Here is a 25,135-nt window from a genome sequence, read left to right as displayed (position 1 = left end):
TCACGCTCCTTGCACGGCGGCTTTGCCGGCGGCGCGGCGGCGCGACAGCATGCCGATGGCGCCGAGGCCGGCCAGCAGCATCAGGTAAGTGGACGGCTCGGGCACGGCGCTGATATTGATGTTGTCGAGCGCGAACTGGGCCTGGTTGAACGCGGGCGCGTCCAGCGAATTGACGCAATCGTTGCTGTCATTGTAGATGCACGCATTGATGGTCAGGCCCGTGAAGATATAGTTGCTGAAACCGTTGAGCAGGCTGGCGGCCTGGAAACGGTAATTGCCGCTGGCGTCCTGGCCCGGGAAATTCAGCGAGGTATTGATGACACTGCCATCACGCAAGGTACCGCTCAGCTGCAGCTGGCCCCAGTTCATCTCCGGCATGCCGCTGACGGGGGCGATGAACGCATAGTCAAAGCCGGACAGCCTGAAACCCTGCGCATCGCCGCGCGAAAAATTCACGCCGCCGTCGTTCAGGGTCGCCAGGTAGTTGCCGCTGGCGCCGCTGGGACAGGCGAGGATGTCGCACGAGGAAGCCGCGCCGCCATTGAGGATGGCGCCCACGCCGCCGCTCCAGCCATTCGCCGCCGATGTCGGATCGGCCAGGAACAGCAGCTTGTAGCCGGAAGCATGCAGGGTGTCGCCGCTGCTGTAGATATCGGGCGCGAAACTGTCGAAGTTGATGACATCCGCCAGGGCGGGCGTGCAGCCCAGCATGGCAAGCGTGGCGGCTGCGGCAAGCAGGCATGGACGGCCGCGGGTAGCGGGGGCGGTGGTGGCAGCGGGGGATGGCCGCGCTGCGTGCGATGAGCGATTCATTCTTGTCCCTTGAGTGTTGTGGATGGAAAGGTCGGCAGGTCTGGCGCCCGCTTTCAGCTTTTTCACAAAAGTGTCAATAAATATAGCAAATTGCATAAAATAAATATCATATTTTTAATGGCATATATTTATTTTTTGTCTAGCTTGCCGAAACTTTGTTTTGTTTTATCTATGAGGATCTGATAAATAACAACGTTACATCCACACAACGAATTCCTTGAGCGCAAACGTGCGCGGCAGCACAGGCAGGCCGCTTCGGCTAAGCTCGAAAACCGTGCCTGTCGCCCCTGGCATTGTGCACCGCTACATCGCGGTACACCTGTTCCATCCTGGAACACTCGCCGCCGCCCGGCTGCGCGGGCGATGCCTGTCCTGCGGCCTGCCGCGGTGGCACGAAGATTGCACAATGTACACATCAACTGTGCTCAAGGAGCGTGCATCATGGAACACTACCGGCTTGGCAGCGAGCCCCAGCCACGCATCCGCCCGGGCCGCGGCCCGCTCCTGTCCTGCGTGCTGGCGCTGGCCTTCTTCCTGCTGGCCGCCAGGCTGGACCTGGCCGAGCGCCTGGGCCGCTTACTGATGGGCAAGGAGCACTGGCAACTCGACGAACTGGCCCTGAGCCTGCTGTTGCTGGCGCTGGCGCTGGCCGGCTTTGCCCTGCAGCGCGGGCGCCAGGTGGCGGCGCTGCTGGCGCAGAACCGCGCACTGACGCAGCGCCTGATGCGCGCGCAGGAAGACGAGCGCTGCGCGCTGGCGCGCGAACTGCACGATGAAGTGGGACAAAATTGCACCGCCATCCGTGCCGCCGCCAGCTATATCCTGCGCGCGCGCGAGGGCGACCAGGCCAACGTGCAAGCCTGTGCGCGCAGCATCGCCACCTCGTCCGAAGCGCTGCATGCGATGGTGCGCACCATGCTGCGCCGGCTGCGCCCGCCCGTGCTCGACAGCCTGGGCCTGGCACCGGCCCTGCAGGCGCTGTGCGACAGCTGGGCGCAGCAACACGGCATCGCCTGCCATTTCTCGGCGCAAGCCCTGCCCCCTGATCTCGACGACAGCACGGCCATCGCCCTCTACCGCCTGGTGCAGGAAGGCTTGACGAACGTGGCGCGCCACGCGGACGCGGACGCGGCCACGGTGGAACTGCGCGCCGACGCGCACGGCACCCTGCACCTGGCCATCGAGGACAATGGACAAGGCTTGCGCCAGGGCGCGGCGCAGCATGGCGGTTTCGGCATGCTGGGCATGCGCGAGCGGGTGGCGGGCTTGCGCGGACGCATACACTGGGTCAGCGCGCTGGGACGGGGCTTGCGCATCGAAGTGGCGATGCCGTTTCCCGCCATGGCGGCACGGTGCCCGTCGTGAGCCTTGGCATGCGCGCCATCCGCGTGATGCTCGTCGATGACCACCCGGTGGTGCGCACCGGCTACCGCCGCCTGCTCGAGCAAGGGGGCGACATCGCCGTCGTGGCCGAGGCGGGCAATGGCGAAACCGCGTACGGCTTGCACCAGGAGCACGCGCTCGACGTCTGCGTGACGGATTTGTCCATGCCCGGCATCGGCGGCCTGGAATTGCTGCGCAAGCTGATCACCCGCGATGCCCACGCGCGCGTGCTGGTGTTTACCATGCACGACACGCCGCAGCTGATCGCGCGCGCCTTCGATGGCGGCGCCTGCGGCTTCGTCAGCAAGCAGGCCGACCCGGAACACCTGGTCGATGCCGTGCGCGCCGCCCACGCGGGACGGCGCTACCTGGACCCGCACAGCGCGCCGGCCGTGCTGCAGGGCGCCGCGGGCGCGGAAGCCGACCGCTTGAGCAGCCTGAGCCAGCGCGAATTCGAAATCTTCCGCCTGCTGGCGGCCGGCCACAGCGCCGCCGACTGCGCCCGCCTGCTGCACCTGAGCAGCAAGACGGTGGCCAACCACCAGACTTGCATCAAGGAAAAGCTCGACGTGGCCGGCCCCGCCGCCCTCGTGCACCTGGCGTTGCGCAACGGTATCATCGAACAGCGCCAGCTGTGATGACTTAAAACGCGTAGCGCACGCCCACGTTCACGCTGCGCGGCGCGCCGGCCGCATAGAAGGTCGCATTGACCATCGGATAGTCGCCATTCACGGCGGGCAGCGGCCGGGCGGCGAAGTTGCCGTTGGCGTCGAAGCCCGTGGCGCCCAGCTGGGCCGCCGTCGCATATTGACGGTCGAACAGATTGTTTACCTGGGCAAATACGCTCAGGCGGGGCGTCAGCTGGACCTTGCCGTTCAGCTCGACCACGGCGTAGCCGCCGCTCTTGCCGGACCCCAGGTACGCTGGCCCGCCCGGCTGGTGCTGGTTGTTTTCGTTGCCGCGCGCATAGGAACTCGACACGGCCGTCATGGCCAGCCCCACTGTCCAGTCGCGCCCGCCCTGGTAATCCACATGCGCCTTGAAGATGTGGCTGGGCGTCAGCGGTATACGGTTGCCCGGCGTGATGACGATGTTGCCTTCCAGGCCAGGTGCTTGCGCGTCGCTGCTGCTGTTGGCGCTGCCGTTGACCACTTCGCGGCTTTGATACGTGGCCTGCAGCCACGTGTAGTTGACGCCGAAGTCCAGCGCGCCGGCCTTGCCGTCGGCCGCCAGCTCCACGCCCTGGTGGCGCGTCTTGCCGAAATTTTTAAAATAGCCGAAACCTGCCTGCTTGTCGGCCACGAACAGGATATCGTCGTGGTTTTCCGCGCGGAACACGCCTGCGCTCCAGCGGGCCACGTCGGCGAGCTTACCGCGCAGGCCCGCTTCCCACGTCTTCGTCACCACCTGTTTCAGGGGCGGGTCGCCGGCCATGGCGTTGGGCAGGCGGCACGGGTTTTCCGGGTCGGCGCAGCCGAGTTCGATGGCCGTCGGCGTGCGGCTGCCTTCGTTGTAGCCGAGATAGGCGCTCACGCCCGCGGCCGGCGCATAGGCCAGGCCGATGGCGGGATTGAAGCGGCTGAAGCGGTGGTCGCCGTCGAGCGAGCCGCTGCCGCCGCCCGGCGTGATGGCGTCGCGGTTGCGCACCGTGCTGCGGTTGTAGCGGCCGGAAACGGTAACCGTCAATGCTTGATTCAACGCAATGCTGTCGCTCGCATACACGCTCCAGGTGCGCATGCGCCCGCTCAAGTCCACCCGGTTGTCGACGGGCGTGCCATCGTCGTCGATTTCCGTGCCGTCGGCGAAGAATGCGACGGGCGTGATGCTGCGATCCGGGTTCAGGTAGCCGAACTGGCTGGTCTGGCGGAACGTGGCATGGCTGGCATCGAAGGCGGCGCCGGCCGTGACGGCATGGCGCGCGCCCGCCAGGTCGGCCAGCACGGTCAACTGGCCAGTGAAACCATAGTTTTCCTGCTCGGTATGGCTGCGGTTGAGCATGCCATTGCATTTTTCGGCCGGCTCGTCGTTCAGCAGCACGTTGGCGATGCAGCGCCATTTCGGAAATGGCGTATTCGACGCATTCGCCCCGCTGGCGGGAAAGCCCGTGTAGCCGGCCGCCGCCAGGGCCGCCCGTTCGGCCGCGCCGGGCTGGTAGACGGATTGGTCGAGCGACTCGTCGTTCAGGTCGCCGTTAAACGTGTGCGTGTCGATCTTGCGGTAGTACACATTGCCGGACAACAAGACGGCCTCGCCGGCCTGGTGCTTGCCCGCCAGATTCAACAACGTAGACTTGTTCTGCGTCAAATCGGGCTTGGTGTAGACGCTGCGGTAGTCGCGCGCCAGCATTCGCTGTTCCTGCAAGCCGTTGCCCGTCAGCGCATTGTCCGCGTGGGCCACGGTGACGGCGATATCGCTGCGCGCATCGCTCCAGCCCAGCTTGCCGAAGACCTGGCGCACGTCGGACGGCGAATCGTCGCGCCAGCCGTCTTCCTTGTAGCGGTTGCCCGTCACATACCAGTGCCAGCCCTGCGCATTGCTGCCGCCATGCTCGAATTCGACGCCGCGCCGTTGATCGGACCCCAGGCGCGCTTCGACGGCCGTGCCGGGATGGCTCTTGCCATCCTTGGTCTGCAGGGCCAGCGCGCCGCCCAGGGTGTTCAGGCCAAACAGCGGGTTCGAGCCCGGCATCAGGGTCAGCGAGGCGATCGCCATGCGCGGGATCAGGTCCCAGCTGACGACGTCGCCAAACGGCTGGTTCAGCCGCATGCCATCGAGGTACACGGACAGGCCTTGCGGCGTGCCCAGCAGGGGCGAGGCCGTGTAGCCGCGGTAGCTGACGTCGGGCTGAAAGGGGTTGTTCTGCACCTCGTTCACGACAACGCTGCCCAGGTTACGGCGCAGGAAGGCGGAAATATCGAGCGCGCCGCTGCGCGCGATCTGCTGCGCGCCGGCCGTCTGCACGGGCGCGGCGATGGCGTCGCGCGGCTGCTCCACGGTGGGCAGCGGCATGCTGCCCGTGATGATGACAGTAGGCAAGTCGTATGCCGGCTCAGGGCTGGCAGGGTCGGCAAGATCGGCGGCGTGCGCCTGGCACAGCGCCATGGCGGCGGCGGCAAACAAGGTCAATTTCATGGTGGTCCCCGGTATTATCGTTATTACCGCCCAGTATCGGGCAGCCACCGTCCAGGAGCCAGGGAAAAACTCCCGCCGTGCGGGGAATTAACGTTGCAGCGGCAAATAACTCTGCTTGAGCTGGCGCAAGACAAAGCTCGATTTGCTGTGGCGGATGCCGGGAATTTTATACAGGCGCTCGCGCAGCAGGCGTTCGTAGTCGCGCGTGTCGCTCACCGCAATGCGCAGGTAGTAATCGTAATCGCCGGAAACAAGAAACGCTTCCAGCACTTCCGGGATCATGGCCAGCGCGTGGCCGAATTCGAACAAGGCCTGGTCGGAATGGTCGTCCAGGGTCACTTGCACGATGACGGTATCGGCCAGCCCCACCTTGGCCGCGTTGACGTTCACCGTATAGCCCTCGATGACGCCATCGTCTTCCATGCGCTTGATGCGCGCCCAGCACGGCGACGAGGTCAGGCCCACCTTGGCGCTCAAGTCGTGCAGGCTGATACGGGCATCCTGCTGCAGCGCCGTCAGGATGGCGAGGTCGAATTTATCCAGCTTCATTCTGTTCTTTCACTATTTTGCAGCAAATTTTGCTGAAGTTATCATTCTATACGAGAAAACCAGCAGCCTTTTCTGCCGCATCAGGCAGAAAATAGGGCCATGAAACCCGACCCCGCTCCCCTCCTCGCTCCCGCCACCGATACCGCACCGCGCAACGGCGCCAGCACCCTGATTGACACCCTGCTGGCGCTGGGCGTCGACACCGTCTTCGGCTATCCCGGCGGCGCCGTGCTGCCCCTGTACGATGCGCTGCACGACCAGCCCCGCTTGCGCCACGTGCTGGTGCGCCATGAACAGGCGGCCGTGCACGCGGCAGAGGGCTATGCGCGCAGCACGGGCCGGCCCGGCGTGGTCTTCGTCACCTCCGGCCCCGGCATGAGCAATACCACCACGGGCTTGCTCGACGCCCTGTGCGATTCCATCCCCGTCATCTGCATCAGCGGCCAGGTGGCCAGCACCAGCATCGGCACCAATGCCTTCCAGGAATGCGACGCGCTGGGCATTTCGCGTCCCGTCACCAAGTGGAACCGGCAAATCCGCGCGGCCGATGAAACGGCGGCCGTCGTGCGCGAGGCATACGCGCAAGCCACGCAGGGCCGGCCCGGCCCCGTGCTGGTCGACTTTCCCAAGGATCTGCAGCTGGCGCCGGTGCAGGCAACGACGGTGCTTGCCCCTGCCACGCCGGCCCCGGCGCCGCTGCCGGCCGCCGCCGATCTCGAACGGGCCGCCAGCCTGATCGCCGCCGCGCGCCAGCCCGTGTTCTATGGCGGTGGCGGCCTCGTCAATTCCGGCCCGGATGCCTGCGCCGCCTTTCAACAATTAGTGAAACAGGCGGCCGCGCCGTGCACCTTGACCTTATTGGGCCTGGGCGCCTTTCCCGCCTCGCACCCGGCCTTCCTCGGCATGCTGGGCATGCACGGCACGCTGGAGGCGAACCTGGCCATGCACCATGCGGACCTGGTCATTTGCGTGGGCGCCCGCTTCGACGACCGGGTCACGGGACGGCTGGACGCCTTTTGTCCTGGCGCAAAGGTCATCCACATCGATATCGACCCGGCATCGATCGGCAAGGTGGTGCGCGCCGACGTGGCCCTGCGCGGCGACTGCGCGCCCGTGCTCACCGCCCTGCTGGCGCAGCTGCGCGGGCGATTGCTGGCGGACCGCCAGCCGTGGTGGCAGCGCATCGATGGCTGGCGTGCACAAGACAGCCTGGCGTTCGACGACACGCCCGGCGTGATCGCGCCGCAGGCGCTGATGCAACGGCTGCAGGCGGCGCTCGACAGAATGGACAGTGGCAACGCCATCGTCTCGACCGACGTGGGCCAGCACCAGATGTGGGCGGCGCAGCATTTGCGCTTCGAGCAGCCCCGGCGCTGGCTGACCTCGGGCGGCGCCGGCACCATGGGTTATGGCTTGCCGGCCGCCATCGGCGCGCAGATCGCCCACCCGGATGCCTGCGTGGTGTGCGTCAGCGGCGACGCGTCTATCCTGATGAATATCCAGGAACTGGCTACCGCCGTGCAGCACCGCCTGCCCGTGAAAGTGGTGCTGTCGAACAATGGCTACATGGGCATGGTGCGCCAGTGGCAGGAACTCATCCATGGCGGGCGCTACAGCCACAGCTACACGGAAGCGTTGCCCGACTTCGTCGCCCTGGCGCGCGCCTTCGGCTGGCAGGCGCACACGGTGAGCCGGCGCGACGAGCTCGACGCGGCTTTGACGACCTGCCTGGCGTCAAACGGTCCGTACTTCCTCGACGTGCGCGTGCACGGCGCGGAAAACTGCTTCCCCATGCTGGCGCCCGGCGCGGGGCACCATGAAGTGACCTTATCCAAGGGAAAGGTGTACAAGGAATGGTAGGTCGGATTAGCTCGTAGAGCGTAATCCGACAACATCGTTGCAAGACGCTGGTGTCGGATTACGCGGCGTCCCGCCGCTAATCCGACCTACGCCCATATCCGGTAGATCCAGTAGCTTTCATCTTCTTTCATGGCGCGCGCCAGCTCCGTGGGGCTCAAGCCCGTGATTTCGCGCGTCTCGCGGCAGAAATGCGCCTGGTCGGCGTAACCGCCGCTGGCGGCGACGTCGGACCAGGACGCCGTGCCCTGCAGGATGGCGCCGCGCTCGTCGAGAAACAGCTGTTCCGCGCGGCGCATGCGGCGCAGGGTGCGCATGGGCTGGCCGGCCCAGGCCTTGATGCGGCGCTCGATGTTGCGCGCGCTGCTGGCCAGGCCCGTCGATGCGGCCTGCACGCCCAGACGGCGTACCCAGTCTTGCACGGCGCCGGCCGGTTGGTCGCCGCCCTTGCGCGCCTGCTGCCAGCGCGGCGCGAGAAAATCCTCCACCAGCCTGACGCGGGCGGCATCGTCGGGCGCGGCCAGCACGGCATCGGACAGGGCCAGCCAGTCGGCATCGAACAGCGCGCCCAGGGGGCGAAACTGGTCCAGCAAGGCATCCATCGATATGCCCGTCAACGCATGCAGGGCGGCCGGATAAAACATCACGACGAACGAATGCACGGGGCCGGGGTTGTAGCTGACCAGCGGATACGAACGGGGGCCGCCGAACAGCGCGGGCGGCATGCGCACGTCCGCCAGCGACAGGCCCGGCGCGGCCGCTTCCACGTCGCCGGCGACGGTCCAGACGATGCTGCACATGGGCGCGGCGGGAAAGCGGTTCAGGCGCTGCGCGGGCGGCAGGAGCGCGCAGTCCGTGGTGTCGCGCACGAGGATAGCGCGCACGCAGGAAGCGAGCGCGGTGCGCGGCGCGATCAGACGGGTCAGGGGCATAGGGGCGGCAGGCATGGCGACGATTGTACCGGCAAAGCCGGGCGCCGCGCGATGTCGTATTCGTTCAAGACGCTCGTCGGCAAGCGCGCTACAGTGATGTCATTGTCGCCATCCACCAGGAGTCCGCCATGCCCCCGCTCGACCATGCCGCCGCGCCCGCCGTCGCCACGCCCTTGCGCCAGATCCGCCAGTTGCCGGGGCCGTTCGCGCTGCCCATCGTCGGCAACAGCCTGCAGCTCAAGCTCACGCGCATCCACCGCGACGTGGAACAGTGGGTACAGCGCTACGGCCCCTACCTGCGCGCCTGGTTCGGCCGCACCCTGGTGCTGGTGGTGGCCGACAGCGAGGCCGTCGGCGCCGTGCTGCGCGACCGGCCCGACGGTTTTCGCCGCCCCCTGAGCAGCTCCGTCGTGTCCGAGGAAATGGGCGGCATCCCCGGCCTGTTCCTGGCCGAGGGCACGGAGTGGCGCAACCAGCGCCGCATGGTGATGGCCGGCATGGCGCCGGGCGCCATCAAGGCCTACTTCCCCGCGCTGGTGACGGTGGCGCAGCGCCTGCAGCGGCGCTGGCATCTTGCCGCCACGCAAGGCCAGGCGATCGGCCTGGACGGCGACCTGAAACGCTACACGGTCGACATCATCGCCGGCCTGGCCTTCGGCACCGAAGTCAACACGCTCGAATCGGGCGAAGACGTGATCCAGCGCCACCTCGATGCGATCCTGCCGGCCGTGGCGCGGCGCAGCCTGTCGATGGTGCCGTACTGGCGCTACGTCAAGCTGCCCGTCGACAGGCGCCTGGACCGCGACGTGGCGGCGCTGGACGTGGCCGTGGCCGACCTGGTGCGGCAGGCGCGCACGCGCCTGGAGCGCGATCCCGCCCGGCGCGTGCGGCCGCCCAACCTGCTCGAAGCCATGATTGTCGCCGCCGACGAAGCCGGCAGCGGCGTGAACGACCGCGCCGTGGCCGGCAATGTGCTGACCATGCTGCTGGCGGGCGAAGACACGACGGCCAACACGCTGTCGTGGATGATATATTTGCTGCAACGCCATCCGGCATGCCTGGCGCGGGCGCGCGAGGAAGTGCGGCGCCTGGCGCCCGACACGGCCCACTTCACCATCGAGCAGATGGATAGCCTCGATTACCTGGGCGCCTGCGCCAGCGAAGCCATGCGCTTGAAACCCGTGGCGCCCTTCCTGCCCGTCGAGGCGTTGCGCGATACGGTCATCGGCGACATCGCCGTGCCGGCCGGCACCCTGGTCTGGTGCGTGATGCGCAATGACACCGTATCCGAGGCGCACTTTCCCGACGCGCAGGCGTTCAAGCCCGAGCGCTGGCTGGCCGACAGCGGCGAGGCGAACAACAAGCGCGCTTCGATGCCGTTTGGCGCCGGCTTGCGCACGTGCCCGGGCCGCTATCTGGCCTTGTTGGAAATCAAGATCGCCATGGCCATGCTGCTGGGCAGTTTCGAGATCGCCGGCGTCGACACACCCGATGGCGGCGAGGCGCAGGAACTGATGGGCTTTGTGATGTCGCCCATCGGCCTCGCCATGCGCCTGGCGCGGCCGCAGTGATACCATGGGGGCAATCTCAGTCAACGTGCTTTCCCCCATGCAAATTCACCTGGAATCGCCGCAGCAAGCCGACGTGCAAACCCTGATCGCCGAGCTTGATGCATATCAACAAACCCTGTATCCGGCCGAGTGCGTCTACGCGCTGGACCTGGCCTCCTTGCCGCCCGACACCCTGCTGTTCGCCGTCGCCCGCGATGCGGCAGGCACGGCGCGCGCCTGCGGCGCCATCGTCGTCACGCCCGCTTTCGGCGAGGTCAAGCGCATGTACGTGCACCCGGACAGCCGCGGCCTGGGCCTGGCCAGGCGCCTGCTGGCCGTGCTGGAAGAACAGGCGCTGGCGCGCGGCTGCCGCCTGCTGACCCTGGAGACGGGCATCCACCAGCCCGCAGCCATCGCCCTGTACGCGCGCCACGGCTACCAGCGGCGTGGGCCGTATGGCGGTTACCCCGACGATCCGTTCAGCGTCTTCATGGAAAAACCGCTGCTGGCGGCCGCATGAGCGCCCCATCCGACAGCTTGCTCGACATCCGCGCGCGCCTGCGCGCCTTTGCCGACGAACGCGACTGGGAGCAGTTCCACACGCCGAAGAACCTGGCCATGGCCCTGTCCGTGGAAGTGGCGGAACTGGCCGAGCACTACCAGTGGCTGCCCACGGGCGCGGATGCCGAGCTGGACGAGGCCAAGCGCACGGGCATCCGCCACGAACTGGCCGACGTGCTGATGTATTTGGTGCGGCTGGCCGACAAGAGCGGCGTCGACCTGCACGCGGCCGTGCTGGAAAAGATGGAACTGAACGCGCAGAAGTATCCGGCGCAGCAGGTGCGCGGCGACGCGCGCAAATACAGCGAATACTGACAACCGATGCGTGCGTGCCGCGCCGGCGAATCGGCGTAGCATGATCGCATGCGTATCTTTCCTCCTATCGCATGCGTATCTTTCCTCCTATTGTGCTGACTCTGCTGCTCCACGGCCCTATTGCGCTAGCGCAAACCGCGCCCGTGCCGCAGGTGAAAGTGGGCGCCACGCGCGACCCCGTCGATAAATCCTACCGCAAGATGCTGCAGGGCGTGGAGCGCTTCGAGCGCGACCATGCGCTGGCGCCGCAGGCGAGCCTGCGCTTCCGCCTGCTGCCGCGCCAGCCCGGCGTGGACATGACGGGCGTGCAGCTGCGCATCGCCGGCGACACCGTCAGCATCCCGTTACCATTGGCAGAGGACAACAGCTTTGCCCCCGTGCGCAACGCGCAGGCGCTGCGCGAGGACGCCGTGCTGATCGCCAACCGCAAGGCCACCACCATGAGCTGGCGCGCGCAGGTGATCACGCCCGGCTTGCCGCCCGGCACGCGGCGCCTTGGCGACCTGCGCCTGGAATGCCGCGCCGGCATGGATTCGGGCCTGATCTCGAACGACCCGCAAATCATCGCCTGGCTGTCCAGCATGCTCTACAGCACGGACAAGGTGTGTTCCGAGCCGGACGGCAACTACCTGTTCTTCACGGACCGCCCCCTGTTCGGCGTCACCCTCGTGCATGGGGAGCGCCGTCTGGCCCTGCCCTTCACCATGCTGTACGCGGGCGGCGAGCAGACGCCCGCCTCGCTGCCCTATTGCGATTGCCAGGTCTTGCTTGACCGCACGTATTACGCGCCCCTGTGGGATGCCAGCTGGCCCGACGATACCCTGCTGGAATTTGACTATATGGACGAGGTGGCGCCATGAAATGGCTGGTCTTCGCCATGCTGACGCTGCTCGCCGGGTGCTCGGGCACGCGCGCCTTGCAGGCAAGCAAGAATGTACCTTACGCTACGCTGGAACAAACGGTGCAGGTCGGCAGCAGCACGCGCGAACAGGTGCGCGCCGCGCTGGGCGAGAGCACGGCCATCCGCTTCGACAGCGGCGATGAAGTGTGGATGTACAACTACCCGGCCGCCTCGGGCGCGCAGGGCGAATATGTGATTCTGTTTGGCGCAGATGGGGTGGTGAAGAAGGTGCGCAGCGGCGAGGTGTACCAGGTACGCAAGTAAATCCCGCCAACGGTGCGCTGGCGGGATGATCGTCTTAGCGTGCCTTCAGCAAGGCGCGTGCCGCCACGCCCGCGCCCACGCTGCGGCCCACGCCGGCAGACTTGCGCTTGGGCGAGGCCTTCAGCTTGAAGATGCTGATCGACTGGGCCACGCTGTCGGTGCGCTGCGCCAGGTTGGTGGCGGCCGCGGCGGCCTGCTCCACCAGGGCCGCATTCTGCTGCGTGATGCCATCCATGTGGATGACGGCCTGGTTGACCTGGCCGATGCCCTGGTTCTGCTCGCGCGTGGTCGAGGAAATCTCGTCCATCATTTCCGTCACGCGGGCCACCGAGGCGATGACTTCCGTCATGGTGGCGCCCGCATTGCTGGTCAGCACGCTACCCGCGTTCACGGTGGCGATCGAATGGTCGATCAGGTGCTTGACTTCCTTGGCCGCCGTCGCCGAGCGCTGCGCGAGGCTGCGCACTTCGCCCGCCACGACGGCAAAGCCGCGGCCGTGCTCACCCGCGCGGGCCGCTTCCACGGCCGCGTTCAAGGCCAGGATATTCGTCTGGAAGGCGATGCCGTCGATCAGGCCGATAATATCGAGAATCTTGCGCGACGAGGTGCTGATCTCGTCCATCGTGGTCACCACTTCGCTGACGATGGTGCCGCCCTTGGCGGCGATGGTGGACGCCTGCACCGCCAGGTCGTTGGCCGTGGACACGTGGTCGGCGCTGTTCTGCACGGTCGACGTCAGTTCTTCCATGCTGGCCGCCGTCTGCTCCAGGCTGGACGCCTGCGATTCCGTGCGGCTGGACAGGTCCATATTGCCCGTGGCGATTTCCGCCGTGGTGATGCGGATATCCTCGAAATTGGCGCGCACGTCGCCGATGATGCTGTGCAGGTTGATATTCGTCTGGCGCAAGGCGGCCATCAATTGACCCATGTCATCATCGCGCACCTTGTCGATGACGCCCGTCAAGTCGCCGCCCGCCATCTTGCGCGCCATCGTGATGGCGTCGCCCAAGGGCACGACGAGGGAATTGTGCAGGTGCGCCCAGAAATACAGCATCAGCGCCACGGCCGCGGCGGCAGCGCCGCTGAGCCAGCTGCGCGTGGCCGTGCTCGTGTCGCCATCGATATTCCACACGGCGCAGCCGAGGATGGCCAGCACCACGCCAAAGACGATCGAATGCAGGGCGAGATCCTGCGACAGGCTCAGCTTGCGCCATTCGGCCAGCCTGGCGCTCCAGCCCTGGCGCACGACGCGGCCGTTGCGGATCGCCAGGTTCGCGCTATTGCCGTCCTTGAAACTCTTATACAGGGCCGCCGCCTCCTTGACCTGTTCGCGCGTGGGCTTGGTGCGCACGGACATATAGCCGATCGGATGGCCATTTTCGATGACGGGCGTGATATTGGCGAAGACCCAATAATAGTCGCCGTTCTTGCAGCGGTTCTTGACCATGCCCGTCCACGGCATGCCGGTCTTGATCGTCGCCCACAGGTCGGCAAACGCTTCGGCCGGCATATCGGGATGGCGCAAGATATTCTGTGGTGCACCCAGCAGTTCCATTTCTGAAAAGCCGCTGACTTCAATGAAATACTGATTGGCATAATTAATGTTTCCCTGTAAATCCGTGGTGGAAACAATCGTCATGCCGTCATTTAATACGTATTCATTTTGCGTGATAGGCGTGTTGACCCGCATCGTCGCTCCTCTATTTTTTTCAACTAGCATAACAAAAACATAAAAACAATATACCACATCAAGCACCCATGATATATCGCCCCGGCGACAGTGACACTGGTCAAACAATTTAGAAAAAACCAATTCATTTATGTTTTATGATTTACTTTGACTCAACTTGATTGATTTTATTGAAATGTAAAATTCAAATTGCGCGCATACACAATAATTAATAAAAAATTATGCATTGATGCGGCGCGCAATAAATACGGTGCTTGTGCCGATAAAAAGACAGCGAGCGGGCGCGATTAAGCCCGGCGCATGGCCAGGCCTGCCGGCAACGATAACGCTGCAGCAATCTTCATTTCTTGAGGGAAAATAAAAACTGGCGCGAACGCGCCAGTGGGATATATGTCTCCAATCCGCGACACAGGCGCCGGGGAGGCGCCTGTGCAGGGATGGCTTACTTGAATGATTTACGCGGCGGCGACTTCGGACGCGGTGGCGCAGGCTTGCGCTCCGTCGTGCCGTCGTCGAGGCTGATGCGCAGCTTCTGGCCCGAGACCACGACCGATTTCAGGTGGTCGAGGATTTCCGGCGGCATGCCTTCCGGCAGGTCCAGCACGCTGTAGTTGTCAAAGATATCGATGCGGCCGATATGCTTGGCTTCCAGGTTCGCCTCGTTGGCGATGGCGCCGACGATGTTGCTTGGCGTCACGGCGTGCTCGCGGCCCACTTCAATGCGGTAAGCCGTCACGCCCGGGCGTGGACGTTCCTTCTTCGGCGCGCGCGGCGCGGGTGCTGCCTCGCCCGCATCGGCTGGCGCATCCTTGAACGCTGGCGCGGACTTGGCGGCGAACGGCTTGCGCGGCGCGGCTGGCGGCGCCAGGTCCGGCGCGTCGCCGTCACGGCTGATGCGCAGCTGCTGGCCCGCTACCCACACGGTTTTCAGCTGGTCCAGCAATTCTTTCGGCATGCTGTCTGGCAAGTCCAGGACGCTGTAATCGTCATAGATTTCGATGCGGCCGATGTTTTTCGAATCGATGCCCGCTTCGTTGGCGATGGCGCCCACGATATTGCCCGGTTTCACGCCGTGCTGATGACCTACCTCAATGCGGAAGGTCTGCATGCCGGCGTCGGCCGGACGCTGAACGCGTTCCTTTTTCGGGAAGGCCGGGCGTTCGCTGCGCTCGAAGCGGTCGCCGCGCTCGAAACGCTCGTTGCGCTCAGGACGGTCGAAGCGATCCTGGCGCACAGGACGGTCATCCTGCCACGTGGCTTGCTCGCGCGCCTTGTTCTTGTCCAGCAGCAGCGGCGTATTGCCACGCGCCATTTTCGCCAGGGCGGCGGCGATTTCAATCGCGGGAATGTTCTGTTCGCGCTCGAAATCCTCGATCAGCGACTGGAACTGCTCCAGTTCGCCCAAGGCCAGGGTTTCGCTGATCTGTTCCTTGAACTTGGCGATGCGCACGTCGTTGACGGCCTGGATCGTCGGCAGTTCCAGCATGCCGATCGGCTGGCGGGTCGAGCGTTCGATGGCTTTGAGCAAGTTCTTTTCACGCGGGGTGATGAACAGGATCGCTTCGCCGCTGCGGCCGGCGCGGCCCGTGCGGCCGATGCGGTGGGTGTAGCTTTCCGGATCGTGCGGCACGTCGTAGTTGACGACGTGGCTGATGCGCTCGACGTCCAGGCCGCGGGCGGCCACGTCGGTGGCCACGAGGATATCGATCTTGCCGTCTTTCAACTGCTGGATGGTGCGCTCGCGCTGCGCCTGCTGGATGTCGCCATTGATGGCGGCAGCCGAGAAACCGCGCGCCTGCAGCTTGCCGGCCAGCTCTTCCGTGCCCAGCTTGGTGCGGGCGAAGATGATCATGCCGTCAAACGCTTCCGCTTCCAGGATGCGGGTCAGCGCGTCGAGCTTGTGCATGCCCGACACCAGCCAGTAGCGCTGGCGGATGTTGTCGGCCGTGCCCGTCTTGGCGGCGACCGTCACTTCGGCTGGCTTGTTCAGGTAAGTGGTGGCGATGCGCTTGATGACGGAAGGCATGGTGGCCGAGAACAGGGCCGTTTGATGGCCTTCCGGGGTTTCTTTCAAGATACGTTCGACGTCGTCGATAAAACCCATGCGCAGCATTTCATCGGCTTCGTCCAGCACCAGCGTCTTCAGCTTGGACAGGTCGAGCGAACCCTTGTCCAGGTGATCGATGACGCGGCCTGGGGTGCCGACGATGACGTGCACGCCGCGGCGCAGGGCCGACAGCTGCGGGCCGTAGCTTTGGCCGCCGTAGATCGGCAGCACGTGGAAGCCGGGAATGTGGGCGGCGTACACCTGGAACGCTTCGGCGACCTGGATGGCCAGTTCGCGCGTCGGTGCCAGGACCAGGGCTTGGGGTGAGCTTTGTTTCAGATCGATGCGCGACAGGATAGGCAAGGCGAAGGCGGCGGTCTTACCCGTGCCCGTTTGCGCCTGGCCCAGCACGTCGCGGTTCGCCAGCAATAATGGAATCGTGGCCGCCTGGATAGGCGACGGTGTTTCGTAACCGACATCCTTGAGCGCGCGAATCAGCGGCTCGCTCAGGTTAAGGTCGGAAAATAAGGAAATTGGTGTATCAGACATGAAATCACTCACAAGTTCGCTCGAATCGCCCAATGCGAAAGAGTGTATCCGCTAGTTTACTCTTTACTGGACCTTACCGGGTGGAACGGCACGGCAGAACGCCATTTTTTGCATTCTACAACGCAGAAAAATCGGCGATCTGCACGCAATTGGTGCAAAAAGCAAACAATATTATGTGTTTTACAATAGATATGCTCGTTTTACAAGTGCGCCTCGATATTGCTTGCCGCATCGACCGAGTGGCGCAAGAACTCCAGCAAGTCTTCGTTCAGCCTGTCCTTGTGCGTCGTCGCCAGGCCGTGCGGCGCGCCCGCATACACGAGCAGCTTGCTGCCGATGATGAGCTCGGCGGTGCGCCGCGCCGAGGCGGCGATCGGCACGATCTGGTCGTCGTCGCCGTGGATCACCAGGGTCGGCACGTCGAATTTGCCCAGGTCGCCGGTGAAATCCGTCTCGGAAAATTGCTTGATGCACAGCCAGGATGCCGGCATGCCCGCCTGCATGCCCTGCAGCCAGAAATGCTCGCGCACGCCCTGCGACGGTGTGGCGCCGGGGCGGTTGTAGCCATAGAAGGCTGCGCTCAAGTCGCGGAAGAAGGCGCTGCGGTCGGCCCGCACGCCGGCGCGGATGGCGTCGAATGCGGACAGGGGCAAGCCCAGCGGGTTCTCGGCCGTCTGCAGCATCAGCGGCGGCACGGCGCCCACCAGCACGGCGCCGGCCAGGCGCTGCGTGCCATGGCGGCCGATGTAGCGCGCCACCTCGCCCCCCCCCGTCGAGTGACCGACGAGGGTGGCGCCCGTCAGGTCGAGCGCGTCGATCAGGGCGGCCAGGTCGTCGGCATAGGTATCCATGTCGTTGCCTTCGAAGGGCTGGCTGGAGCGGCCGTGGCCGCGCCGGTCGTGCGCGATGACGCGGTAGCCGCGCGAGGCCAGGTAAAACATCTGGTCTTCCCAGGCGTCGGACGACAGGGGCCAGCCGTGGCTGAAGACGACGGGCGGGCCGCTGCCCCAGTCCTTGTAGTAGATCAAGGTACCGTCGGCGGTACGCAGGGTATTACTCGATTGCAAGTCGGTGGCAGTCATGGAACGCTCCTCGTCGGTGGGCCAGCGGCCATTGTGGCCGCAATGGCGCGCGCACGCCGCGCGCTACGCCAGAGCATTGCGGTAGAGTAAGATTGCCGCTGCATTGCTTTCTTGTATTCACTTTTGGAGTCTTCATGCGAACTACCGTCGTCCTCGCGGCCAGCCTGCTCAGCACTGCCGCCCTCGCCCAACCCGTCGTCGCCGAAGCGCCGCTGCGCGCGCACCTGTCCTTCCTGGCCGACGACTTGCTCGAAGGCCGCGGCACGGGCCAGCGCGGCGGCGACCTGGCCGTGCGCTACCTGGAAACCCAGGCGGCCGTGGCCGGCCTGCAGCCATTGCAGGATGGCACGTACCGCCAGGCGCTGACCATCGTCGGCAGCAAGGCCTTGCCATCGAGCACGGTAACGTTCAGCGCGGGCGGCAAGACCTTGTCTCCCGCCTTCGGCAAGGACATCGTCTTTGGCGCGGCGAATGGCCAGCAGACAGTGGCGTTCGATGCGCCCGTGGTGTTTGCCGGCTACGGCATCCGCGCCCCGGAAGAAAACTGGGACGATTTCAAGGGCGTCGACCTGAAGGGCAAGCTCGTCATCATGATGGTCAACGACCCGCAGCCGACAAGCGCCGAACCGCAGCGCTTTGCCGGCAAGTCCCTCACGTATTACGGCCGCTGGGTCTACAAGTACGAGGAAGCGCTGCGCCAGGGCGCGGCCGGCGTCTTGCTGATCCACACGACCGAATCCGCCTCATACCCATGGTCGGTACCGGCCAACGGCTTCGGCCATGAGCGCTTCAGCCTGGCCGGCGCGGGCAATGCGATGGAAGGCTGGCTGCAGGAAGATGCGGCGCGCGCCCTGTTCCAGCAAGCGGGACAAGACCTGGACGCCCTGCGCGCGCGGGCCGAAACGCGTGACTTCCGCCCCGTGGCCCTGGACGCGACGGTCAAGGTCGTGCTGAACAGCCAGGTGCGCAGCATCGAGCAATTCAACGTGGCCGGCATCGTGCCGGGCACGGACCCGCAGCTCAAGGGCGAAGCCGTCATTTACTCGGCCCACTGGGACCACCTGGGCAAGGATGACGAAGGCAGCGCGCGCGCAGGGCAAAGCGACCACATCTACAACGGCGCCATCGACAATGCCTCGGGCGCGGCGGCCCTGCTGGCCATGGCGCAAGTGGCCGTGAAACAGCCGGCGCGCCGCACGCAGATCTTCCTGTGGCCGGCCGGCGAGGAAACGGGCATGCTGGGCAGCACGGCCTACACGCGCGCGCCCCTGTGGCCGCTGGCCAAGACGGCCGCCGACCTGAACCTCGACAGCATGAATTTCGTCGGCAAGACGCACGACATCGGCGTGGCCGGCGCCGAGCGCAGCAGCCTGTACGCGAGCGCCGCCAAGGTGGCCAAGCGCATGGGCCTGCGCCTGGCGCCGTCCATTCCCGACCTGTCCGGCGCCTTTTACCGCGCCGACCATTTCGCGTTTGCCAAGGCGGGCGTGCCCGCCTTCAACGTCGGTTCCGCCGTGTTCTCGGGCGACGGCTCGTTTGACTTCGTCAAGGAGCCGAAGGCGTCCGGCGAGCGCCTGGTGGCGTTTAAAAAGGATTACCACCAGGTCAGCGATGAATACCACCCGTCGTGGGACTTGTCGGGCATGGTGCAGCAGGCGCAGTTCACCCTGAACCTCGGCTACGAAGTGGCGAACGACAAGAACTTGCCTACTTGGAACAAGGGGGAGGCGTTTGGGAAAGTGAAGCGCTAACGTCAAGCGTAGGTCGGATTAGCGGGGCATCGCCCCGCGTAATCCGACAACATTGTCAACGGAGTTGGTGGTGTCGGATTACGCGGCGTAGCCGCTAATCCGACCTACGCTCCTTGATTCAAATGGCCATGATGCGTTTCAGGTCGACGAACGCCGTTTCGTACAAATGCTGGAACGCGCCCACCATGAGCTCTTCCACGCCTTCGGCCGCGTCGAACTCGCTCGACCATTCGGCCACGCAGGAGGCCGCGCCCGGTTCGCCCGTGACGCGCAAGGTGGAGCGGTAGTTCTTGACGGGGATAGGCCCCGAGACGATGGTGTAGCTGTAGCTCCTGTCCGCTTCGCTGTAGCTTTGCAGGCGTTCCGCGATGACGGCGCCGTCCGTGGTTTTCAGCCGGCGCACCCGGCCGCCGTGTTCGGACAAACTGGTCTTGATCGAACTCGACCATTCAGCCAGCGACTGGAAGCCGCCGATAAAATCCCACACGCGTTCGGCGCTTGCCGCCAATGTTACAGAAACAATTACTTGGGCCATCTTTAATTCGGTTCCTCATCCAGGTTTGCCGGGCGCCGCGCCCGGCCGGCCGGAGTTGCCCGGCACAGCCGCTATTTTAGCGCCCATGCGGCCTTGCTGCAGCATTGCCAGCGCCGGCCGGCCTGTTGTCGGCCAGCGCCTTACATGTTTTCCGAGAGGAAAATCAAGGAATTGCCATGCGCCTGGGCGGCGGCGCGCTGCTGGTAGCTGTCGCGGTGGGTGCAGTTGAAGCCATGCTCGGCGCCCGGGTAAATGTGGATTTCCACGTCCTGGCGGTCTTCGAAGCGCTCGGCGATCTTTTGCACGGCTTCCGGCGGGATATGGCTGTCCTTGCCGCCGAAATGCATGAGCAGCGGCACCTGGATCTTGTCGGCCAGGTCCAGCTTGTTCTGGATGCCGCCGCCGTAATAGGCGATGGCCACGTCGACCAGGCCGGCCGCGGCCGTTTGAAACGACAGGCGCCCGCCAAAGCAGTAGCCGATGGAAGCGAGCTTGCCATCGACTTCCGGGCGCGCGCGCAAGGCGGCCACGGTGGCGGCGATATCGGCATCGGCGTGCGCATTGTCGGTGGCCTGCATCAGTTCAACGGCGCGCTTCCAGCCCGCTGCGTCATAGCCCAGTTCGATATGCGCGCCGGCGCGCCAGAACAGGTCCGGCACCAGCACCACGTAGCCGTCGGCCGCGTACTGGTCGGCCACCGCGCGGATGTGCTCGTTGACGCCGAAAATTTCCTGCAACAGGATGATGGCGGGGCCCTTGCCCACGTGCGGCACGGCCAGGTAGGCCTGGAAGCTGCCGTCCGGGCCGGCGATATCGATCCACTGCGAAGTTGTGCTCATAGAAACTCCAGTCTGATGTTGGGGGATGAAACAGCAAGGCATGTTACTGGTTTTTTCCCCCGTCTGCGCCGGCACGCCCGCGCCGGCACGGCACATTGACAAATATCTAATACAGTTCGCGCTGGTAAATCACGGGACCGGACTTGAACACGCCGAACACGGCGCGTCCCACGGTGCTGGGCAGGTAAGGCAAGCCGCTGACGGAGACATCGACGCTGCCCGCCACGCCGGGCGCCAGCAGCAGCAATTGGCCGTTAGGCGAAGGCAATACCCCGCTGGCAAAGGTGTAGCTGCCGTTCTGCACTTTCGTCGCGCCATTGCATGTGCCCGCACCGAGTCCCTGGCGGCAATTGGCCAGGGTCACGTCGGCCTGTGTCAACTTGCTGGCGCTGTCCGAGACATTGCCCAGCCAGCTGCCATTCCAGTATTGCACCTGCACGGGCAGGCGGATCGGCAGGCGCTCGGAACCATAGCTGTTGGGCACCATGATGCGGCCCGTGAGCACGGTCAGCCGCGCTTCCGTGCCGGCGTCGGACGGCGCCGACGTCACGGTGGCGCCCGCATAGGGGGTGGTGGCGCGGAACAGCACGTCGGTCGGCGGCGCCAGCGCGACCGTACCGGCCGGCAGCGCATACGCGCCGGGAAAGCGGTAGGCGATCTGGCTGCTGGCCACGCCCTCCGTGAAGCTGGCCGGCGCGATGCCCGTCACGGTCGTTTGCGCCGCCGTCCCATCGCTCAGCCGGCTGCCGGACGGCGTCGCCGGCGGAAAGGCCGTCAGTCCGGTGGCGGCATCGTAGGCGCGCAAGGCCACCTGGGCCGTCAAGGCCGTGTCGCGCCCGTCGAAGTTGAGCGTCGTCCCGTTTGCCGCATTCTGCGCCGTGACGCGCAGCGTGAATGGCTGGCGCGCATAGATGAAACTGCCCGCCGCGCAGGACAATGGCGCCTTGCAAGGCATGGGGCCAGTACCACTGACGATTTCCGTGAGGAAGTGGTGCGGGATGAATTGCACATTGATGCTGTTACCCGTGGTAAAGGGCGGGATGACGCCGTTGATGGCTGGCGGCGCGGCCCCCAGGTAGGTGGCCATCGTCGCCGTAAACTGGATGGTGCCCGCTTCCGCCCAGCTCAGGTTGCTGGCGGTGCCGATGCCGTTGCCATTGTTAAAAGCCAGGCTGCCCCCGACTGCGGGGTTGGCGGCGCCGGAAAAGGTGGGCGCGACAACTATACGATCCAGCAACACCGTCTGCGCCGTCGTTTCCCTGCCAAAATTGGCCGTCACGGCGCCGGCCACGTTCACGGCCGAGACGCTGATGCGGGTGGCCGGCGCCACGGGCAACGCGGCCAGGCCCGCCCGCTGCGGCGTGGCGATGGCGCTGAACACGAAGCGCTGGGGCCCCACGATGACAGTGCCGCTGCCCGTCATCGTCAGGCCGCTGTCGCTGCCGCTGGTCGAGGCATACGTGGCCGTCAGGCCCAGCGCGCCCGCATCCGCATACTGCATGTTCGGCGTGGCCAGGCCGTTGGTGTCGAAGGCCAGTTGCACGGCGGCACCGGCCGCGCTGCAGGCGCTGCCCGTGTTGGCGGCCAGGGGAATGTAGCTGCCATTCTTGTCCTGTATGCGCGCGGGCAAGGTGCCGGTGCCGGGATTGGCATAGGTGCAGCGCAGCTGCAAGGTCTTGTTCTGGTTGGCAAACAGGGGCACGCAGGCGCGCGGGTTCGACGACGACGCCTGCAGCGCGCTGATGGCGATGGGCCCCTCGGCCTCGGCATAACGGGGGACGCCGCTGACCTGCAGCGCGCTGCTGACAAATGCCATCTGACAATTGGTCACGCTGCCGTCGACGCTGCTCTTGCAGACCAGCGCCCCCGTCGTCGCCGGCGTGCCGTTCAGGCCCAGGGGGACGTTGCTGGCCGGCGTGGTCTGCGCCACGCTGGACGCGGCCGTGCCCGTCGCCGGCTGGGTGGCGTTGATTTGCGCCACGGCGCCGCCCGGCGTCAGCGTGACCTGGGCCGCGCCCGTGTAGACGGTGCTGCAGGCCGCGTCGGCGCAGGCCGTCACGGTCACGGGCGCGGGCGCGCAGCTGAGTGCCGAGGGCGGATGCGTGATCTGGAAGTGATGCGGCCCGGCCTGGGTGCCGGGGCCGCATTTCGGTCCCAGCGGATCGGTGTAGGGCCAGCCGCTGTTATTCGTCACGCAGCTGCACGGATTCGATGGCGTATAGGACTTGCAGGTGATGGTCTGCTGCACCCGGCCCTGCCAGCCCAGCGTGATGTGGTCGACCAGGGCGTTGCCGGTGATGTAGGCATTCGAGGAATCGAGGGTGACGTTGCCGCCCTCCACATTGCCCTTGACGCCGTTGCCGGAGGCAATCGACAAGGAATTGAGGGCCTTCACGTCGCCCGTGACGAGCAGGCCGGAGGCCTTCAGGTCGATGGTGGGCGAGGTCAGGTTGCCCTTGACCTGGCTGCCCGAACCGACGGACAGCGAGGTGCTGGCCGTGATATCGCCCTGCACCTGGCTGTTGGACGCGTCGATGCTGACGACGGGCGCCGTCGTCGTGCCCTTCAGGTTGCTGCCCGACCCGAGGCTGAAGGAATTGCTGGCGGTGACGTTGCCGGTAATGGACACGCTGGAACTGGTACTGACGGTGCTGCCGCTGATGGGACCGGTGATGGTCGAACTGGAACCAATGCTCACGCTGCCCGTGGCCTTGACGCTGCCGCTGATGGTGACATTCGAATTGCTGCTGACCGAGCCGCCGCTGATGGCGCCGTTCAGCGTCGAGCCGGAGGAAATGTCAATATTGCCCGTGGCCGTGATATTGCCCGTCACCTTCACGGGCGTGCCGCCCAGGGACACGGTGGCTGCGGCAATGTCGGCCACGAGCACGGTGCCGCCCTGCGACCCTACACTGAAATTGCCCCCTTTGGCCGTCAGGCTGCCGCCAGTGATCTTCAGGTTGGGCGGATTGACATTGCTGATGTCTATATTCCGGTTGGCCGTCAGGGCGGCCGTGCCGCTCATGCTCAATCCCTGGTTGTAGCCGATGCTCACATCGCTGTTGACCGTCACGCCATAGCCGCTGGCGATGACGACGTTGTCGGTGCTGCCCATGCTCAGGCTGGCGCACGTATATTGGGTGCCTGAGGCCGGCAGGCTGCAGCCGCTGACGGCGCCGCCGTTGAAGTTGAGCGTGGCCGCGTGGGCAGGCGATGAGCCCAGCAGCAATGTCAGGGCGGCAAAAATGTGGAGTAAGCGCACGATATCGAGGAATCCGGTGGGTGGGAGGCCAGCGGGTGCGCGGACTATTCCATGCTAATCTACGCCATCGCTGTTATTGCATTATGGCAGTATTTATCCCCCTCGCGCACATCGCATGATCAAGCAAAGCTCCAAAGAATTCCCCCTGCGCACCGTCGACATCATCGTCTACCCGGGCTTCAAGGCACTCGAAGCGATCGGCGCCATGAAGGTCTTCGATTACGCGAATACCCATTTGCGCTTGCGCAACCTGCAGGGCGGCTATGAGGTGCGCATCGCCTCGACCGCCATCGGCCCGGTGGCATCGGATACCCTGATGTCATTGCAGGCCAGCAAGGCGCTCGATGCGGACCGCCTGCCCGACCTGGCCGTCATCGTCGGCTGCCACCACGTCGAACAGGTATTGCACGACCTGCCGTCCATCGCCGCCTGGGTGGCCGCGGCGGCGCCGCGCATCGATACGCTGGCGGCCCTGTGCACGGGCGGCTTCTTCCTGGCCGAGGCTGGGGTTCTCGATGGCAAGCGCGCGGCCACGCACTGGAGCGCCGTCGACAGCCTGCGCCGGCGCTATCCGCTGGTCAAGGTCGAGGCCGATGCGATTTTCGTGCGGGAAGGCAACGTCTGGACGTCGGCCGGCGTGACGGCCGGCATCGACCTGGCACTGGCCCTGGTGGAGGAGGACTTCAGCCGCGACATCGCGCTGGAAGTGGCGCGCGACCTGGTCGTGTACCTGAAGCGGCCCGGCGGCCAGTCGCAGTTTTCCGTGCACCTGTCGAGCCAGATGACCACGCACCCGACGATACGCCAGCTGCAGGGCTGGATCATGGAACACCTGGCCGACGCACTCAGCGTGCCGCTGCTGGCGGCCCGGCTGGCCATGAGCGAGCGCAATTTCACGCGCGTGTTCCAGCGCGAAACGGGCAGCAGCCCCACGGATTTCATCGAAACGGCCCGCTTCGAAGTGGCGCGCCGCTTATTGGAAGAGAATGTGTCGTCGCTCAAGCAGGTGGCCGCGCAGGCAGGCCTGCACGGCGAGGAAAGGCTGCGCCGCCTGTTTCACAAGAAGCTGGGCATTACCCCGCGCGACTACCGCGAGCGCTTTTCCAGCACCTCGCGCTAGCGC

20 protein-coding genes are annotated in these 25,135 nt (G+C 65.4%); 10 read left to right on the top strand and 10 right to left on the bottom strand.

Features of this window, described 5'->3' with window-relative positions; all coding sequences use genetic code 11:
• A complete protein-coding gene (locus tag AC3RCJ_RS04615) occupies window positions 1-813 on the bottom strand; it encodes an NF038120 family PEP-CTERM protein (RefSeq protein ID WP_492961928.1) in 813 nt (270 codons plus the stop codon).
• Between the two features lie 441 nt (window positions 814-1,254).
• Here AC3RCJ_RS04615 and AC3RCJ_RS04610 point away from each other — a divergent pair, with 441 nt between their 5' ends.
• Window positions 1,255-2,178 (top strand): histidine kinase, encoded by a 924-nt coding sequence (locus AC3RCJ_RS04610; RefSeq protein ID WP_492961926.1) that lies wholly within the window; start codon window positions 1,255-1,257, stop codon window positions 2,176-2,178.
• Window positions 2,175-2,834, top strand: a complete 660-nt coding sequence (locus AC3RCJ_RS04605; protein WP_492961924.1) for a response regulator — start codon at window positions 2,175-2,177, stop codon at window positions 2,832-2,834. Before AC3RCJ_RS04610 ends, AC3RCJ_RS04605 begins: the two co-directional genes overlap by 4 nt.
• A gap of 4 nt (window positions 2,835-2,838) precedes the next feature.
• Here AC3RCJ_RS04605 and AC3RCJ_RS04600 read toward each other — a convergent pair whose 3' ends face one another.
• Window positions 2,839-5,328: a TonB-dependent receptor gene (locus AC3RCJ_RS04600; RefSeq protein ID WP_492961922.1), complete on the bottom strand. Its 2,490-nt coding sequence runs from the start codon at window positions 5,326-5,328 to the stop codon at window positions 2,839-2,841.
• Window positions 5,329-5,415: 87 nt separating this feature from the next.
• Window positions 5,416-5,877: an Lrp/AsnC family transcriptional regulator gene (locus AC3RCJ_RS04595; RefSeq protein ID WP_070217690.1), complete on the bottom strand. Its 462-nt coding sequence runs from the start codon at window positions 5,875-5,877 to the stop codon at window positions 5,416-5,418.
• Between the two features lie 99 nt (window positions 5,878-5,976).
• Here AC3RCJ_RS04595 and ilvB point away from each other — a divergent pair, with 99 nt between their 5' ends.
• Window positions 5,977-7,737, top strand: coding sequence for a biosynthetic-type acetolactate synthase large subunit (gene ilvB / locus AC3RCJ_RS04590; RefSeq protein ID WP_492961919.1), 1,761 nt, complete (start codon window positions 5,977-5,979; stop codon window positions 7,735-7,737).
• Window positions 7,738-7,823: 86 nt separating this feature from the next.
• On the opposite strand, the gene AC3RCJ_RS04585 is transcribed toward ilvB, so the two are convergent.
• On the bottom strand, window positions 7,824-8,666 hold the full coding sequence (locus AC3RCJ_RS04585; RefSeq protein ID WP_492961917.1) for a helix-turn-helix domain-containing protein: 843 nt from the start codon (window positions 8,664-8,666) through the stop codon (window positions 7,824-7,826).
• 128 nt (window positions 8,667-8,794) lie between these two features.
• On the opposite strand from AC3RCJ_RS04585, the gene AC3RCJ_RS04580 reads away from it, so the two are divergent.
• The 5 genes from AC3RCJ_RS04580 (at window position 8,795) to bamE (ending at window position 12,257) form a co-directional block, all read left to right on the top strand.
• Window positions 8,795-10,237 (top strand): cytochrome P450, encoded by a 1,443-nt coding sequence (locus AC3RCJ_RS04580; RefSeq protein ID WP_492961915.1) that lies wholly within the window; start codon window positions 8,795-8,797, stop codon window positions 10,235-10,237.
• A 4-nt stretch (window positions 10,238-10,241) separates the two neighbouring features.
• On the top strand, window positions 10,242-10,736 hold the full coding sequence (locus AC3RCJ_RS04575) for a GNAT family N-acetyltransferase (RefSeq protein WP_492961913.1): 495 nt from the start codon (window positions 10,242-10,244) through the stop codon (window positions 10,734-10,736).
• On the top strand, window positions 10,733-11,092 hold the full coding sequence (locus AC3RCJ_RS04570; protein WP_492961911.1) for a nucleotide pyrophosphohydrolase: 360 nt from the start codon (window positions 10,733-10,735) through the stop codon (window positions 11,090-11,092). Before AC3RCJ_RS04575 ends, AC3RCJ_RS04570 begins: the two co-directional genes overlap by 4 nt.
• Window positions 11,093-11,235: 143 nt before the next feature.
• Window positions 11,236-11,952: a hypothetical protein gene (locus AC3RCJ_RS04565; protein WP_492961909.1), complete on the top strand. Its 717-nt coding sequence runs from the start codon at window positions 11,236-11,238 to the stop codon at window positions 11,950-11,952.
• Window positions 11,949-12,257 carry an outer membrane protein assembly factor BamE domain-containing protein gene (gene bamE / locus AC3RCJ_RS04560; protein ID WP_492961907.1) on the top strand — a complete coding sequence of 103 codons (309 nt, stop codon included), beginning with the start codon at window positions 11,949-11,951 and terminating at the stop codon, window positions 12,255-12,257. Before AC3RCJ_RS04565 ends, bamE begins: the two co-directional genes overlap by 4 nt.
• 34 nt (window positions 12,258-12,291) lie before the next feature.
• On the opposite strand, the gene AC3RCJ_RS04555 is transcribed toward bamE, so the two are convergent.
• The 3 genes from AC3RCJ_RS04555 to AC3RCJ_RS04545 all read right to left on the bottom strand — a co-directional run bounded on the left by AC3RCJ_RS04555 (window position 12,292) and on the right by AC3RCJ_RS04545 (window position 17,625).
• Entirely contained in the window at window positions 12,292-13,947 is a 1,656-nt protein-coding gene (locus tag AC3RCJ_RS04555; protein WP_492961905.1) for a methyl-accepting chemotaxis protein, read from the bottom strand.
• Between the two features lie 442 nt (window positions 13,948-14,389).
• On the bottom strand, window positions 14,390-16,543 hold the full coding sequence (locus tag AC3RCJ_RS04550) for a DEAD/DEAH box helicase (protein ID WP_492961903.1): 2,154 nt from the start codon (window positions 16,541-16,543) through the stop codon (window positions 14,390-14,392).
• Between the two features lie 200 nt (window positions 16,544-16,743).
• Window positions 16,744-17,625 (bottom strand): alpha/beta fold hydrolase, encoded by an 882-nt coding sequence (locus AC3RCJ_RS04545; RefSeq protein WP_492961901.1) that lies wholly within the window; start codon window positions 17,623-17,625, stop codon window positions 16,744-16,746.
• A gap of 134 nt (window positions 17,626-17,759) precedes the next feature.
• Between AC3RCJ_RS04545 and AC3RCJ_RS04540 the strand changes: the two genes are divergently transcribed.
• Window positions 17,760-19,376, top strand: a complete 1,617-nt coding sequence (locus AC3RCJ_RS04540) for a M28 family peptidase (RefSeq protein WP_492961899.1) — start codon at window positions 17,760-17,762, stop codon at window positions 19,374-19,376.
• Between the two features lie 118 nt (window positions 19,377-19,494).
• On the opposite strand, the gene AC3RCJ_RS04535 is transcribed toward AC3RCJ_RS04540, so the two are convergent.
• From AC3RCJ_RS04535 to AC3RCJ_RS04525, 3 genes are all read right to left on the bottom strand, one after another.
• Window positions 19,495-19,911, bottom strand: a complete 417-nt coding sequence (locus tag AC3RCJ_RS04535; protein ID WP_492961897.1) for an SRPBCC family protein — start codon at window positions 19,909-19,911, stop codon at window positions 19,495-19,497.
• 140 nt (window positions 19,912-20,051) lie between these two features.
• Window positions 20,052-20,750 carry a dienelactone hydrolase family protein gene (locus AC3RCJ_RS04530; protein WP_492961895.1) on the bottom strand — a complete coding sequence of 233 codons (699 nt, stop codon included), beginning with the start codon at window positions 20,748-20,750 and terminating at the stop codon, window positions 20,052-20,054.
• 106 nt (window positions 20,751-20,856) lie between these two features.
• Window positions 20,857-24,012 (bottom strand): DUF6701 domain-containing protein, encoded by a 3,156-nt coding sequence (locus AC3RCJ_RS04525; RefSeq protein ID WP_492961893.1) that lies wholly within the window; start codon window positions 24,010-24,012, stop codon window positions 20,857-20,859.
• Between the two features lie 115 nt (window positions 24,013-24,127).
• Here AC3RCJ_RS04525 and AC3RCJ_RS04520 point away from each other — a divergent pair, with 115 nt between their 5' ends.
• Entirely contained in the window at window positions 24,128-25,132 is a 1,005-nt protein-coding gene (locus tag AC3RCJ_RS04520; RefSeq protein ID WP_492961891.1) for a GlxA family transcriptional regulator, read from the top strand.
• Window positions 25,133-25,135 lie beyond the last annotated feature (3 nt).

The organism is Janthinobacterium sp. GW822-FHT07H11, assembly GCF_058798615.1.
This window is presented reverse-complemented; position numbering and strand designations above follow the sequence as displayed.